Below are 15,252 nucleotides of genomic sequence, written 5' to 3'. Positions count from 1 at the left end.
AATGCCACACCGGCACGAGGCCGGCATCTTCCGCTGCGCGCGAGGTTCGCCTGCATTGCTATGCGGTGTGCAGGTGAAGCGTGCGCGCTTCGAAACGCTGCGCGAGTTCGTCGGAAGGCAACGCCTTGCAGACGAGCCATCCCTGAATGTGGTCGCACCCCATCTCGGTGAGCAGGGCGCGCTGGGCTTCCGTTTCGACGCCCTCGGCGACCAGTTCGAGATCGAGCGTTTGCGCGAGTCCGACGACCGCGCTAACGATTGCCTGATCGTTCCGGGAGGTTAGCAGATTCTCGACAAAACTCCTGTCGATCTTGAGCTTGGCGAGCGGGAATCGTTGCAGGTAAGCCAGGCTCGAATAGCCGGTGCCGAAATCGTCGACGGCGAAGCGGATGCCCATCGCCGTCAACTCTTCGAGCAAACCCTTGGCGTGCGCCGGGTCGTGCATCAGCAGGCTTTCGGTGATCTCGAACACGAGGCGGCGCGGATCGATGCCCGTCAACTCGATCGCTTCGCGCACGGCGTCCTTGAAGCGCGGATCGCGGAACTGCTGCGGCGACACGTTGACGGCCACGTATTGCAACACGATGCCCTTTGCGTCCCACTGGATCAACTGCATGCAGGCGACCTTCAACACCCAGTTGCCGAGGAAGTTGATCAGGCCGATCGATTCCGCGAGCGGAATGAACATCGAAGGGGGGACGAGGCCGTGCACCGGATGCGCCCAGCGGATCAACGCTTCGACGCCGACCACGCCGTGCGTGCGGCTGCTCGTGATCGGCTGGAAGTGCAGCGAGAACTCGCCGTTGCGCACGCCGTCGTAGAGGTCGGCTTCGAGCTTCAGGCGTTCGGCGTCGGCGGGGTTGTCGTCCGGGACGTAGAAAGCCAGCGTGTTGCCGCCGGCCGCCTTGGCCTGCAGCAGGGCATGGTCGGCCCAGCGCAGCAGGTGCGTGTCGTGGGCGGCGTCGTCGTTGGCGTGGCGCACGTCGGGGTAGAGCGCAATCCCGATGCTTGCCGACAGATGCACCTGCTGGCCGTTGAACACATACGGCTGCTGGATCGCGGTCAACAGGCGCCGCGCCAGCGTTTCGGCCGCGGCGGCCGCGTCGGTGCGGCTCGCGGCGGGCTTCACGAGGATCGCGAACTCGTCGCTGGCGACCCGCGCCACCGTCTCGCTCGGGCTCGTCATATTCAATAGACGCCGCGCGGTGTCGCGCAACATCTCGTCGCCGGCATCGTAGCCGAGCGCGCGGTTCACGCGCTGATAGTCGTCGAGGTCGAGCAGCAGGAGCGCGGCCGGCGTGCCGTGGACGTCGGCTTGCTGTTGCGCGTCGAGCAGCGCGGGGATCAGCGCCGGCTGATTCGCCAGATTGGTCAGGCGGTCCAGGTGCAGCGCCTGGGTCAGACGTTCCTCAGTGGCGCGCCAGGCCGACACGTCGAAGCCGGCGATTGCATAGCCGTTGACGCCGTCGTGGCTGCTGCGCACCACGCGCAGCTCGACCGTGATCGGATAGGTCAGCGACTTGATGAGGCCGAGCGTGGCTTTCTCGACGTTACCCGTGGCGGTGGCGCGCGTCAGCAGCGCGTCGAGGCGCGGCACGTCGGCGGGCGCCACCAGATCGTGCAGCGTGATGGTCTCGAGGTATTCCCGGTGATAGCCGATGAAGCGCAGGCTGGCGTCGGAAACATAGAGGAAGCGTAGTTCTTCATCGATGTGCGCCAACAGGTCGACGGCGCCGACCACCTGTTCCAGTTGTGCGGTACGGCTTGCGCGTGCCTGGGGTTCGCTGGGGGCGCGCCGGCCGAACGCACGAAACCGGTCGATGACCGTGCGCAAGGAGCCCCGGCGGGGCGCGGTGATCCTGTTCGCTTCCATGTTTGTCGCTGGCAACCTGTGTTCGTCTGCAGGCGGGGCGGCTCGCTGCCCGCCGTGTCCGGGCGGTTAAGAGGTATCAGGCCGCCCCATCAGAACGAGATAACGACCCGCGGCGGGAAATCTTTAGCGCCTGCTGCAAAAAACAAATGGTAAGGGAGCCGGTGGGAGGCCCGGCGTTGAGGCGGGAGTGATTCAGTTAAAGTGCAATGGCCTGGCGTCCGTTAATACGTCTAACCTGTCGCGCAGTGCCGGCTATGACGTCGCTGCGTCGTTTTTCCGAACACTTGCACCGATGATCCATGTCTGAACGTCACTTTGTCGGGGCTACCCCCCGGCACGTCGAGGTGCTTGAACAATGTGCCGAAGACGCCGACCCGGCGGCCGGAGCACAGTTCGTCTATCTGGGCCGTCAGCCGATTCTCGATCGCGATGGCGCGCTCAACGCTTATGAATTGTTGTTTCGAGCCAGCGCGCATAACTATGCCGAGGTCACCGACGACGCCCAGGCAACAGCGCAGGTCGTGGCGCGCGCGATCGGCGGGATCGGCGTGGCGGCGGTGCTGGGCCAGCACCGCGGCTTCGTCAATATCGACCGTGCGATGCTCTTTGACGACATCGTCCATTTGATGCCACCCGAGCGCTTCGTGCTCGAGATCCTCGAAACCGTCAAGTTCGATGCGCATCTGGCTCGCCGGCTGACCGAATTGCGCCGCGCCGGCTTCCAGGTGGCGCTCGACGACGTCAGTGAACTGTCGGACGAGCTGCTCGCCGTGCTGCCGTATGCCGACATCGTCAAGATCGACTTCCTGCAGACCGAACGGTCCGCGCTTGCCAAACTGGCCTCGACGGTGCGCGGCCATGGCAGGACACTGATCGCGGAGAAGGTTGAGACGCGCGAAGACTTTGCGCTGGCTCGCGACCTCGGCTTCGATCTGTTTCAGGGCTACTTCTTCGCGCGGCCGCAAGTGCTGGCCGCGCCGCGCAATCGTTCGCCGCGCCCTGGTCTCCTGCGTTTGCTGGCGCTGTTGTCGCGCGATGCCGGGATTGTCGAGTTCGAAGCGGAACTCAAGCTGAACCCGAGCGTGGTGGTGCAACTGCTGCGCCTCGTCAATTCGGGCGCGTTCGGGCTGGGGCGCAATATTGCCTCGCTACGCGAGGCCATCATCGCCACTGGCACGCGGCAGATTGCGCGCTGGGCGCAATTGCTGCTGTACGCGGACAGCGGCGATCTGCCGTGGCGCGCCGATCCGCTGGTGCAACTGGCCGGCACGCGCTCGCGCTTCATGGAATTGGCCGCGGGCTGGCTGCGCCCGTCCGATGACGATTTTGCCGATGCCGCTTTCATGACCGGTATTTTTTCTCTGATCCACGTGGTGGTCGGCAGCACGCCCGCGGTTGTGCTGGAGAAGCTCGGCCTTGCGCCGCAGATTCGCGAAGCGATCGTCTCGCGCGGCGGCGCGCTCGGCGCCTTGTTGCGAATTGCCGAAGTGGCCGGCGAGGGCGGCGACGCCACCTCGATCGCGGCCGGACCCGATGCGCCGCCCGGCTTCGCGACGCTTACGCCCGAAGTGCTGGCGGAGCTGAATCTATCCGCTGCGGCGTGGTTCGGCGCGCATATCGAAGAAGCGGCCTGACGCATCCTTTCTGCAGGTTCTGACGTACCTTCTCTGCACGTGGTCCAATAGCGTATGGAGGTTGCCGGCGTTCATCCGAACGTCGCGACCTTCATCCGACCGCGCCAACAGCGTGAATAAACGTTTCGAGGAACTGCAGATGAAGAGGAAACTTATACCGGTAGCGCTGGCTGCCGTCCTGTCGGTGGGATTCGCAATGCATTCGCTGACGGCCTCGGCCACGCTCAAGCCGGGCGATGCCGCGCCGCAGTTCACCGCGGCGGCTTCGCTGGGTGGCAAGACTTACACGTATTCGCTGGCTGACGAGTTGAAGAAGGGGCCGGTGGTGGTGTATTTCTATCCGGCGGCCTTCACGAAAGGCTGCACGATCGAAGCTCACGAGTTTGCCGAAGCCGTCGACGAATACAAGAAATATGGCGCGACAGTGATTGGCGTGTCGCACGACAACATCGACACGTTGACGAAGTTTTCGGTGAGCGAATGCCGCAGCAAATTCCCGGTGGCGGCGGATGCCGACTCGAAGGTGATCGGCGCCTATGATGCCGGTTTGCCGATGCATAGCTCGATGGCCAATCGCGTGTCGTACGTGATCGCGCCGGACGGCAAGATCATTTACGAGTACACGAGCCTGTCGCCGGAGAAGCACGTCGAGAACACGCTGAAGGCGGTGAAGGATTGGGCTGCGACGCACAAGCAGCCGTAACGGCCTGGTTCGCGCGGTTGCGTTTTCTTCGCGATGGTCCTTGGTCGTGAGGTTTGGGGCTGCGCCGCGCGAGGCTGATTATTTGTCTAGCGGGTTTGTGTCTAGCGAGTTTGCGATGCCGATTGTTGTTGCGTTCATTGCGCTGACCGCGCTGGTGTATGGCGCGGTGCGCGCGTTTTATGCCTTGCAGGCGGCTTTTGGTTTGGCCGTTGCGGTTGGGGTGGCTGTTCTTGTTGGTTTGCTTTTGATTGCCGCGCTTGCTTATTGGTGGCGGCGTCGGAAGGAAGTCGCTCCCAATATTCGCGATGGCGATTGGACTCATGAGCTCAAGGGGAACTGGGGGGCGGTCCGGCTTGCCGGCGGTAAGCGGCTATGTGAGATTCGCCTGGGCGGCGAGCAGGGCGCTTATATCTTTGCCGATCTGCTTGGTGCTGAGGTGGATGGCCATGGTGCTCAATGGCAGGTCGCTTTGACGGTTAAAGACGCTAAGCATCAGGTTTGGGTTTTGCCCATGGCGGGAGAGCGGCAGGCCAGGCAGTGGAGGCGGATTTTTTTGCTTGCTGTTGAGCAGAGGCTTTGAAGGTGGTTGCCTGCGCGGCGCTTTGTTGGTCTGTGGTTTTTTGGCGTTGGCTTTTCTTTGATCTGGAATCTTTGGCCTTTCCTTGATTTGTTAGTGGTTTATTAGCGTTGCCCCTGTGCGGGGCGGCACCTACTTCTCTTTGCCTGTCGCAAAGAAAAGTAGGCAAAAGAAAGCGGCTCAAACCGCTAGCTTATAAGCGGTTCCCTTGGCTTGGAGGGGGTAGTGGTGCATCTGGAATCTGTGTTCTCGCACATTCGGAGTGAGTGACAAGGCAGTCATGCTTCCGGCGGCGCTGCGCGCGCCGAAACGTACTTCATAAAACTACCCGCTACGTTTAGCACATGGGTTCTACCGATTGCTATTGAGGCTTCTCGGCTTCGTCTGTGACTACGAGGCAAGCGCGTGTGCAACACATTGACACTTCATTTCAAGTGGGCTTCGCCTCCGGGTGCGCAGGCGCGTCGCTGAGGCGAAACCGATGGCTCCCGCTACGCGCAATCGAAACCGTAGGTTTCCCAGGCAAACCCATCCGCGACGCACGCAGTGCGGAGTGGGAGCGAATGAGCCCTTAGTCACTCACGCCGAATGTGCGAGAACACAGATTCCAGATGCACCAATACCGTGGCTGCGCGGGGACCCGCTTAAGAGTTAGCGGTTTGAGCCGCTTTCTCTTGCCTCTCTCTTTGCGGCCGGCAAAGAGAAGTAGGTGCCGCCCCGCACAGGGGCAACGCTAATAGACCACTAACAAAACAAGGAAAGGCCAACACCACAGGCACACAGAAAAAGCGCCGAGCAGGCAAAAACATCAAGAAGCCGCCATCCCCGATCTCCGAGCCTTCCGCGACTCCCACCGTACCCGAATCCGATCCATATAAAGATAGACCACCGGCGTGGTATACAAAGTCAGCATCTGACTAACGATCAACCCACCCACAATCGCAATCCCCAACGGGGCACGAAGTTCCGCCCCTTCCCCGCGCCCAAAGGCCAGCGGCAACGCCCCAAGAAGCGCAGCGCAAGTCGTCATCATGATCGGCCGGAATCGCAGCATACAAGCCTGATAAATCGCATCCCGCGACGACAACCCCTGCCGGGAGGCTTCAATCGCAAAGTCCACCATCATGATCGCGTTCTTCTTCACGATGCCGATCAGCAAGATCACCCCGATCAGCGCGATGATGCTGAACTCCGTCTTGAACAACAGCAAAGCAAGCAATGCCCCGACACCTGCGGACGGCAGCGTCGAGAGAATCGTCAGCGGATGGATATAGCTCTCGTACAACATCCCCAGCACGATATACACCGCGGCCAACGCGGCCAGAATCAGAATCGGCTGGTCGGACATCGACTGCTGGAACGCCTGAGCAGTCCCCTGGAAACTGCCGTGTATCGTCCCCGGCATGCCGATCTGCGCCATCGTGTCGTAAATCGCCTGCGTTGCTGTCGAAAGAGACACACCCGGCGGCAGATTGAACGAAATCGTCGAGGCCACGAACTGGCTCTGGTGATTCACCGACAACGGCGTATTCCCCGGACCGAAGCTCGCGATCGCCGACAACGGCACCATCGTCTCCTTCGAAGTCGACACCGCCGCGCCCGACGAAGCACTCGATTTGCCGCTCGCCGCAATCGAGTTGATCGCCTGGTTGCGCGCGGAGTCGGCAGCGATGCTCGCCGTGCTCGATGCCGTCGTACCGGCCGTGCCGCCAATCGTCGCGCTGCTCGTACTGGTGCTGGTCGTAGCGGTTGTATGCGCGGTCACCGTGCCGGCCGGCGCATTAGTGGTTTGCGCGCCGCTCGCGCTGCCACCCGAAGTGCTGATGTAAATCTGCTTCAGCATGTCCGGGCTCTGCCAGTATTGCGGCGCCACTTCCATCACCACGTGGTACTGGTTCAGCGGGTTGTAGATCGTCGACACCTGGCGCTGGCCGAACGCGTCATACAGCGTGTTATCGATCTGCACCGGCTTGATGCCGAGGCGCGCGGCGGTTGCGCGGTCGATCGTCACCATCGCCTCGAGGCCGCCTTGCTGCTGGTCGGAATTCACGTCGGCGAGTTCGGGGCGCGCCTGCAGCGCCTCCGTGAGCTTCGGTCCCCACAGGTACAGATCGGACGTCGAATCGGCCAGCAGCGTGAACTGGTACTGCGCGTTCGATTGCCGGCCGCCGACGCGAATGTCCTGAACCGCCTGCAGGAAAGTCCGCGCGCCGGCCACGTCGCCGAGCGGGGCGCGCAGTTGCTGGATCACCTGGTCGGCGGATAGCTTGCGCTCGCTCTTCGGCTTCAGCGAAACGAACATGAAGCCGGAGTTGGTCTGCCGCCCGCCGGTGAAACCGGCCACGCTGTCCACCGCGGGATTCTTGCCGACGATTTCCATCATCTCCGCGAACTTGCCCTTCATCGCCTGGAACGACGTGCTCTGGTCGGCCTGAATGCCGCCGATCAGCCGCCCGGTGTCCTGCTGCGGGAAGAAGCCCTTCGGCACGACGATGTACAGCCAGATATTCAGGCCGATGGTGGCGATCAGAATCGTCACGATCAGGCGCGGATGCAGCAGCGCCCAGCCGAGCGTGCGCTCATAACCGCGATGCATCGCCGTGAAGCCGCTTTCGAGCCAGCGGCCAAAGCGTCCTTCTTCCGTTTTTTCGTGCGGCTCGCGCAGAAGGCGCGAACACATCATCGGCGTCAGGGTGAGCGAGACGATCAGCGACACGCCGATCGCGAGTGACAGCGTCAGCGCGAATTCGCGGAACAGCCGCCCGACAATGCCGCCCATCAGCAGAATCGGCAGGAACACGGCGACCAGCGAAATACTGATCGACAGCACGGTGAAGCCGACTTCGCGCGCGCCGAGAAATGCGGCCTTCATGCGCGGCACGCCGTTTTCTATATGCCGTGAGATGTTTTCCAGCACCACGATCGCGTCGTCGACCACGAAACCGGTCGCGATCGTCAACGCCATCAGCGAGAGGTTGTCGATCGAAAAGCCCAGCATATACATCGCGGCGAACGTGCCGATGATCGAGATCGGCACGGCCACGCTCGGAATCAGCGTGGCGCGCCAGTTGCGCAGGAACAGAAACACCACCATCACCACCAGCGCCACCGCGATCATGAGCGTGCGCTCGGTGTCTTTCAGCGAAGCGCGGATTGTCGTGGAGCGGTCGGCGGCCGGCGCGATGTCGACGTCGGCGGGCAGCGACGCGTGCAACTGCGGCAGCATGCCCATCACGCGGTCGATGGTGTCGATAATGTTCGCGCCCGGTTGACGGTACAGAATCACCAGCACCGAACGCTTGCCGTTGAAGAGGCCCAGGTTGCGGAGGTCTTCGACCGAATCGACCACTTCCGCGACATCGGATAGTTTCACCGCCGCGCCATTACGGTACGCGATGACCAGATCTTTATACTGCGACGCCTTGCTCGCCTGGTCGTTGGTGTAGATCTGCACGCGGTTGGGGCCGAACTCGATCGAGCCTTTCGGGCTGTTCGCGTTGGCCGCCGCGAGCGCCGCGCGCACGTCTTCGAGACCGATACCGTAGTGCGACAGTGCATGCGGTTCCAGTTCGACGCGCACCGCCGGATTGGCCGAGCCGCTCACGTCCACTTCGCCGACACCGTCCACCTGCGAGAGTGACTGCTGCAACACGGTGGCCGCGGAGTCGTACAACTGGCCGGCGGTCAGCGTCTTCGACGTCAGCGCGAGAATCAGAATCGGCGCGTCGGCGGGATTCACCTTGTGATAGGTGGGATTGCTGCGCAGGCTCGCCGGCAGATCGGCGCGTGCGGCGTTGATGGCCGCCTGCACGTCGCGCGCGGCGCCGTCGATGTCGCGGTTCAATCCGAATTGCAACGTAATGCGCGTCGAGCCGACCGAGCTCTGCGAGGTCATTTCGGTGACGTCGGCGATCGAACCGAGATGCCGTTCAAGCGGACTCGCGACACTGGTCGCCACGGTGTCCGGGCTTGCGCCCGGCAACGTGGCCTGCACCGAAATGGTCGGAAAGTCGACCTGCGGCAGCGGCGCGACCGGCAGCTTGGTGAACGCAAAAATCCCGGACAGCGCGATGCCGATCGCCAGCAGCGTGGTGGCGACCGGGCGGGAGATAAACGGACGCGACAGGTTCATCGCTTAGTTCCCTGCATCGATGGCGGGCGGCGTCGGCCTGCCGCGATTGAAGCGCTCGCGCGCGCGGCGGGCGAGCGAATCGAACCCAAGATAGATCACCGGCGTGGTGAACAGAGTCAGCAACTGGCTGACGATCAACCCGCCGGCAATCGCGATACCGAGCGGGCGGCGCAACTCCGAACCCGCGCCGGTGCCGAGCATCAGCGGCAGGGCGCCGAGCAGGGCGGCGAGCGTGGTCATCAGAATCGGCCGGAAGCGCAGCAGACACGCCTGATAAATGGCCTCACGCGGCGACTTGCCTTCCTCGCGCTCGGCATAGAGCGCGAAGTCGATCATCATGATGGCGTTCTTCTTCACGATACCGATCAGCAGGACGATACCGATAATGCCGATGATGTCCAGATCGTGCCCGGTGATCAACAGCGCGAGCAGCGCGCCGACGCCCGCCGAGGGCAGCGTCGAGAGAATTGTGATCGGGTGAATGAAGCTCTCGTACAGCACGCCGAGCACGATATACATCGTGACGATCGCCGCCAGGATCAGGAACAGTTCGTTCGACAACGACGCCTGGAACGCCAGCGCCGCGCCCTGGAAGCGCGTCTGGAACGATGCCGGCAAGCCGATATCTTTCTCCGCCTGATTGATCGCTTTTACCGCCGCGCCAAGCGACGAGCCGGGTGCGAGATTGAACGAAACGGTCGTGGCGGGGAACTGGCTCAGATGCGTGACCAGCAACGGCGCGGGCTTCTCGATGAACTTCGCAATCGACGACAACGGCACCTGGCCGCCCGACGAGGTGGACGAGGGCAGGTAGATCGAATTCAGCGATTCCGTGTAGTGCTGCATCTGCGGCTGTGCTTCCAGAATCACGCGGTACTGATTCGACTGCGTGAAGATGGTCGAGATGATGCGCTGGCCGAAGGCGTCGTACAACGCGCTATCGACGGTAGCCGGCGTGATGCCGTAACGCGATGCCGTAGCGCGATCGATTTCGATGTAGACCGACTGGCCGTTGTCCTGCAAATCGGTGGCTACATCCGCCAGTTCCGGCGACTGCTTCAGCCGTTCGACGAGCTTCGGCACCCACGTAGTGAACTCGCTGATGTTCGGGTCGGTCAGCATGAACTGGTACTGTGTCGGGCTGACCGTGGAATCGATCGTCAGATCCTGCACCGGCTGCATATAGAGCGACGCGCCCGGAATATGCGCGACGTCCTGTTGCAACTGGCGGATCACGTCGCTCGCGGTGTTCTTGCGGTCGTCGCGCGGCTTTAAGTTGATCAGCATGCGGCCGCTGTTCAACGTGATGTTGCTGCCGTCCACGCCGATGAACGAGGTGAGGCTTTCCACGTCCGGGTTCTTCAGGATCTGCGCGGCGAGTTCCTGCTGACGCTCGGCCATCGACGCATACGACACCGACTGCGGCGCCTGCGTGATTGCCTGGATCACACCGGTATCCTGCACCGGGAAGAAGCCCTTCGGAATGTACACGTACAGCACGCCGGTCAGCACCAGCGTGAGCACGGCGACGAACAGAGTGGCGCGTTGGCGGTTCAGAACCCAGGTGAGCGCGACCGCGTAACGGGCGATCACCCAGTCGATAAACCGGTGGGCCTTCGCTTCGAACCGGTGGCTTTCATGCGGCGGCGAGTGGCGCAGGAGCTTCGCGCACATCATCGGCACGAGCGTGAGCGAGACGACGGCCGAAATCACGATCGTCACTGTCAGGGTGATCGCGAATTCGTGGAACAGGCGCCCGACCACGTCGCCCATGAAGAGCAACGGAATCAGCACGGCGATCAGCGAAACCGTCAACGAAATGATCGTGAAGCCGATCTGTTTCGAACCCTTCAGCGCGGCCTCCAATGGAGACTCGCCGTCTTCGACATAGCGCGCGATGTTCTCGATCATCACGATGGCATCGTCTACCACAAAGCCGGTTGCGATGGTCAACGCCATCAGCGACAGGTTGTCCAGCGAGAAGCCGCACAGGTACATCACCGCGAGCGTACCGATCAGCGAGAGCGGCACCGACAGGCTCGGGATGATCGTAGCGTAGATGTTGGCGAGGAACAGGTACATGACCAGCACCACCAGCACGACCGACATCAGCAATTCGAACTGCACGTCGCGCACGGAGGCGCGGATCGTGGTGGTCCGGTCGGTGACGATCTCCACCTCGAGCGCGGCGGGCAGCGACTGTTGCAATTGCGGAAGCAGCGCCTTGATGCTGTCGACCACCTGAATCACGTTCGCGCCCGGCTGGCGCTGCACGTTCAGAATGATCGCCGGCGTGTTGTTGACCCATGCGCCGAGCTTGGTGTTCTCCGCGCCCTGCACGATGGTGGCCACGTCGGTCAGCATGACCGGGCGGCCGCCCTTGTACGCGACCACGGCGCTCTTATAAGCGTCGGCGTCGGTCAGCTGATCGTTCGCGTTGATCGTGTAGTTGCGCGTCGGGCCGTCGAAGTTGCCCTTCGGCGTGTTGACGTTCAGGTTCGAAATCGTGGTGCGCAGATCGTCCAGATTCAGACCGTACGCGGCAAGCGCGCGCGGGTTCGCCTGAATCCGCACGGCCGGGCGTTGACCGCCTGACAGGCTCACGAGACCCACCCCCGCCACCTGCGAGATCTTCTGCGCGAGACGCGTGTCGGCCAGATCCTGCACCTGCGTGAGCGGCATCGTTTTCGAGGTGATCGCGAGCGTGAGGATCGGTGCGTCGGCGGGATTGACCTTTGCGTAGATCGGCGGCGCGGGCAGATCGGACGGCAGCAGGTTGCCCGCGGCGTTGATCGCCGCCTGGACTTCCTGCTCGGCGATGTCGAGCGGCAGATCGAGGCTGAACTGCAGCGTGATGATCGACGAGCCGGCCGAACTTTGCGACGACATCTGATTCAACGACGGCATCTGCCCGAACTGACGTTCGAGCGGCGCGGTGACCGACGAGGTCATCACGTCCGGGCTCGCGCCCGGGTAGAAGGTCTGCACCTGGATTGTCGGATAGTCGACTTCGGGCAGTGCGGAGAGCGGCAGAAAGCGCAGCGCGACGAGACCGACCAGCATGATCGCCGCCATCAGCAGCGCGGTGCCGACGGGTCGCAGAATAAAGGCGCGGGATGGATTCATGCGGTAGTTGCCGTGCCTTTATTGCGAGGCTTGCGCCGCGTGTTTGCCGTGATGCCCACGGGCGCCGGATGCACCCGATGCCGCAGCAGCGCCACTCGCGCCGCTCGCCCCACGGGCGCCCGAAGCGCCGCGCGGCTTGTCGGCCGGAATCGTGATCTTCGCGCCTTCCTTCAGCCGGTCGGAACCGTCGATCACGACGCGCTCGCCGACTTGCAGGCCGGATTTGATGCTGGTCCGTTCGCCATCCACTGGGCCCACCTTGACCGGACGCACCGTCACCGTGTTGTCCGGCTTCACGACGTAGACGAACTGGCCCATCGAGCCGTTCAGCACCGCCGGCGTCGGCACGATCACGGCGTCCTTGATCGTATCCACGAGGAGGCGCGTATTCACGAACTGATTCGGGAACAGCAGGTTCTTGTCGTTCTGGAAGACCGCACGCAGCTTGACCGTGCCGGTGGTGATGTCGATCTGGTTATCCAGGGTTTCGAGCGCGCCGCCTTCGAGCGACATAGTGTTGCTACGGTCGTATGCGGTGACCGAGAGCTTCGCGCCCGTTTGGGTCTGCTGGATGATTTGCTGCAGGTTGTCTTCGGAGGTGGTGAAGATCACGCTGATGGGCTGCAACTGCGTAATCACCACGATGCCGTTGGTCAGGCTCGGCGTCACATAGTTGCCCGGATCGACCTGGCGCAAACCGACGCGCCCCGACACCGGCGCGGTGATGCGCGCATAGACGAGATCGAGTTTGAAGGTATCGACGTTCGCCTGGTCGGATTTCACCGTGCCTTCATATTGCCGCACGAGCGAGGCCTGCGTATCGACCTGCTGGCTGGCGATCGAGTCTTGTGAGAGCAGCGTCTGATAACGCTTCAGGTCGAGGCGGGCGGTCTGCAGCAGCGCCTGGTCGCGCGCGAGGGTGCCTTGCGCGTTTTCCAGCGAAATCTGATAGGGGCGTGGGTCGATCTGGGCGAGCACGTCGCCTTTCCTGACCATCTGGCCTTCCTTGAAGTACACGTCCTGCAGCACGCCGCTCAACTGCGGCAGCACGGTGACGTTGGCAAGCGGCGTGACCGTACCGAGCGCGGTCAGCACGACCGGCATCTCACCCAGTTTGGCGGTTGCCACATGAACGGGCTGCGGCATGTTGGCGAGGCCGCCGGCGCCACCGCGGCCGGGGCGGCCGCCGTTCGCACCACTCGCACCGGCAGCCGCGCTTGCGCCGCCGCCCGACCCGCCCCACGGATGCCAGCGCCACACCACAACCCCGAGGATCACCAGCGCCGCCACGATCAGGGCGATGGTGCGGCCGCGACGGCGTTGGGGTGCGCCGGGCTCTTTGCCGGGACCGCCAGCAGGCTTGACTGTAGAGGGCGGTTTCGAACCGGGCTGAGAGTCGTGCTGCGAACCCGGTTGAGAACCCGGTTGAGAACCCGGTTGAGAAGCCTGAGCGGCAGGGCGTGAGGTTTCCGGAAGCTTTTGTTGTTCGTCCATCGGTTCGGTCAGGTGACTGGCTTTGATGTGAGCCGCTCATGCGATTACGCCGCTTCGACAGTTCGGCGGGCCGGCGGGCCGGCACGCCGGCGGCATGACAGGCGGTTTCGACAGTGGACGCGCTGCAAATGTTCAGCGCGATGCTACCCGAGGCGCGGGACAAAGATGTTAACGCATTGCGCCATCGTGGCAGGTCGGCGGGACGCTATCGAAGGGTGATAGCGGCAAGCCGGGCGAGCGCCCCGCGACGGGAATGCATGATCCTACGTTGCGGGCGTTGTAACAGTCCACCCGTGTATTTTTCTGTTAATTACGAAAGTTACAGGACGCATGGAGGATGGGTTGACAATGCGGTGGCCAGCCGAACGGCGAGCGTCCGCGCGTTTCAGTTATCCAGGCGTCGCCCAGGTGTGCCGCCGATCTCGATAACGATTTTACTGATGCATTCGAGCAGCGCCGGCGCCGCGCGCGATATCAGCCAATCGCGCGGGCACTGGTTCGCGGAGCCGCCGCAATTGACGCCATAGCGCTCGCCCGAGGGGCCGATGAACCCTGCGGCGATGGCGTTCAGGCCGTTGTACCATTCGCCCGTCGCGATCGAGAAGCCTTGCTCCGCCGTTTCCCGTAATGCGCTTGTCAGACGGTCGCTAATGTGCCCCCAGTCGTCGCCTTCGGCGGCTTGCAAGCCGATTAGTAATTTTTCCCGCTCCGGTTCGGTGAGTGCCGACAGATAGGCGCGACCGACTGCGGTGCGGCTCAGGTTCATGCGCGAGCCGATCTCGAGGCGCGACACGAGCACCGCTGAACGCGGCCGGATCGCGTCGATTACCACCATGTCGAGGCGGTCGCGTACGGCCAGATGCACGGACAATGCGGTGCGCTCGGCGAGTTCGATGAGAAAGGGGCGTGCTCGGGCCCGGATGTCGAAGTTGCGCAGAAAACCGTTGCTCAATTCCAGGACCGATGAGGTCAGCACAAATCGCTCGCTTTCGGGCAAGCGGAACAGGAAACCCGCGCTGACGAGCGTGGCGGTAATCCGCGAAACGGTGGGTTTTGGGATGCCGGTTAGTTCGGTTAACTCGCGATTACTGAGCGGCGCGTCGGCTGCGGCGATCGAGCGCAGCACGGTCAAACCGCGCGCCAACGCGGTGACTTCGTCGCCCGGGCCGTCTTTGTCTTTGACTTGGGCCGCGGCAGTTTGGGGGAGCGTCGGTCGGTTCATATCGTTTTTTTGGAACCATATTTCAGTTTTTTTGTTCGCTGGCTTGCCAGCAACCGTTCCACACAGACTTGACGGGGAGCCCCAAAATGGGGCGCGCAGTCCATTTTTCATCTGAAGATTCATTGTATCGGAATATTTTGCCGAAACGAATGCGGCCTCGTTAGATTTTGCTTGACTTAGTCAGCATAACCATAAAAAATGGAACCTCATTTCGAAAGACGGGTTCAGGTTCTGCATTTTGAAGTTTTGAACCAACCGTGGCTCGCGGAGTGTGTGGTCGAGTGTCTAGAACAGTCCCCCGTAACAGTCCACGCAATGCCTGCCTCGAATATCGAGTCCGGCGTCCAGCCTCGCGCCCGTCCAACTTTCGAATACCGTCTCTCAGGTTCTAGCACGGCCCTCGGAATGGCTAGAACTTTTTAAGGCGTCACGGCAACGTGACGCCTTTTTTTTCGTCCCTGATTTTTAGAAGTTTGAGTGCACGAGCACAG

General features: G+C 62.4%; 8 protein-coding genes. 3 read left to right on the top strand and 5 right to left on the bottom strand.

Going from position 1 to position 15,252, the window contains the following annotated elements; all coding sequences use genetic code 11:
• Positions 1–58: 58 nt before the first annotated feature.
• Positions 59–1,873 (bottom strand): bifunctional diguanylate cyclase/phosphodiesterase, encoded by a 1,815-nt coding sequence (locus B0G76_RS14320; protein WP_120293097.1) that lies wholly within the window; start codon positions 1,871–1,873, stop codon positions 59–61.
• A gap of 299 nt (positions 1,874–2,172) precedes the next feature.
• Here B0G76_RS14320 and B0G76_RS14315 point away from each other — a divergent pair, with 299 nt between their 5' ends.
• The 3 genes from B0G76_RS14315 (at position 2,173) to B0G76_RS14305 (ending at position 4,790) form a co-directional block, all read left to right on the top strand.
• On the top strand, positions 2,173–3,507 hold the full coding sequence (locus B0G76_RS14315; RefSeq protein WP_120293095.1) for an EAL and HDOD domain-containing protein: 1,335 nt from the start codon (positions 2,173–2,175) through the stop codon (positions 3,505–3,507).
• Between the two features lie 139 nt (positions 3,508–3,646).
• On the top strand, positions 3,647–4,210 hold the full coding sequence (locus B0G76_RS14310) for a peroxiredoxin (protein WP_120296377.1): 564 nt from the start codon (positions 3,647–3,649) through the stop codon (positions 4,208–4,210).
• A 115-nt stretch (positions 4,211–4,325) separates the two neighbouring features.
• Positions 4,326–4,790: a hypothetical protein gene (locus B0G76_RS14305; protein ID WP_120296376.1), complete on the top strand. Its 465-nt coding sequence runs from the start codon at positions 4,326–4,328 to the stop codon at positions 4,788–4,790.
• A gap of 805 nt (positions 4,791–5,595) precedes the next feature.
• On the opposite strand, the gene B0G76_RS14300 is transcribed toward B0G76_RS14305, so the two are convergent.
• The 4 genes from B0G76_RS14300 to B0G76_RS14285 all read right to left on the bottom strand — a co-directional run bounded on the left by B0G76_RS14300 (position 5,596) and on the right by B0G76_RS14285 (position 14,761).
• The gene (locus tag B0G76_RS14300; RefSeq protein WP_120293093.1) at positions 5,596–8,919 is read right to left on the bottom strand and encodes an efflux RND transporter permease subunit; all 3,324 of its coding nucleotides are present in this window, start codon (positions 8,917–8,919) and stop codon (positions 5,596–5,598) included.
• A 3-nt stretch (positions 8,920–8,922) separates the two neighbouring features.
• Positions 8,923–12,045: an MdtB/MuxB family multidrug efflux RND transporter permease subunit gene (locus tag B0G76_RS14295; protein ID WP_120293091.1), complete on the bottom strand. Its 3,123-nt coding sequence runs from the start codon at positions 12,043–12,045 to the stop codon at positions 8,923–8,925.
• 18 nt (positions 12,046–12,063) lie between these two features.
• Positions 12,064–13,539, bottom strand: coding sequence for an MdtA/MuxA family multidrug efflux RND transporter periplasmic adaptor subunit (locus B0G76_RS14290; RefSeq protein WP_120293089.1), 1,476 nt, complete (start codon positions 13,537–13,539; stop codon positions 12,064–12,066).
• A 385-nt stretch (positions 13,540–13,924) separates the two neighbouring features.
• Positions 13,925–14,761, bottom strand: coding sequence for an IclR family transcriptional regulator (locus tag B0G76_RS14285; protein ID WP_120293087.1), 837 nt, complete (start codon positions 14,759–14,761; stop codon positions 13,925–13,927).
• Positions 14,762–15,252 lie beyond the last annotated feature (491 nt).

The sequence above is a fragment of the Paraburkholderia sp. BL23I1N1 genome (genome assembly GCF_003610295.1).
GTDB lineage: Bacteria > Pseudomonadota > Gammaproteobacteria > Burkholderiales > Burkholderiaceae > Paraburkholderia.
The sequence above is the reverse complement of the archived record's forward strand: the minus strand, read 5'-3'. Positions and strand labels throughout refer to the sequence as shown.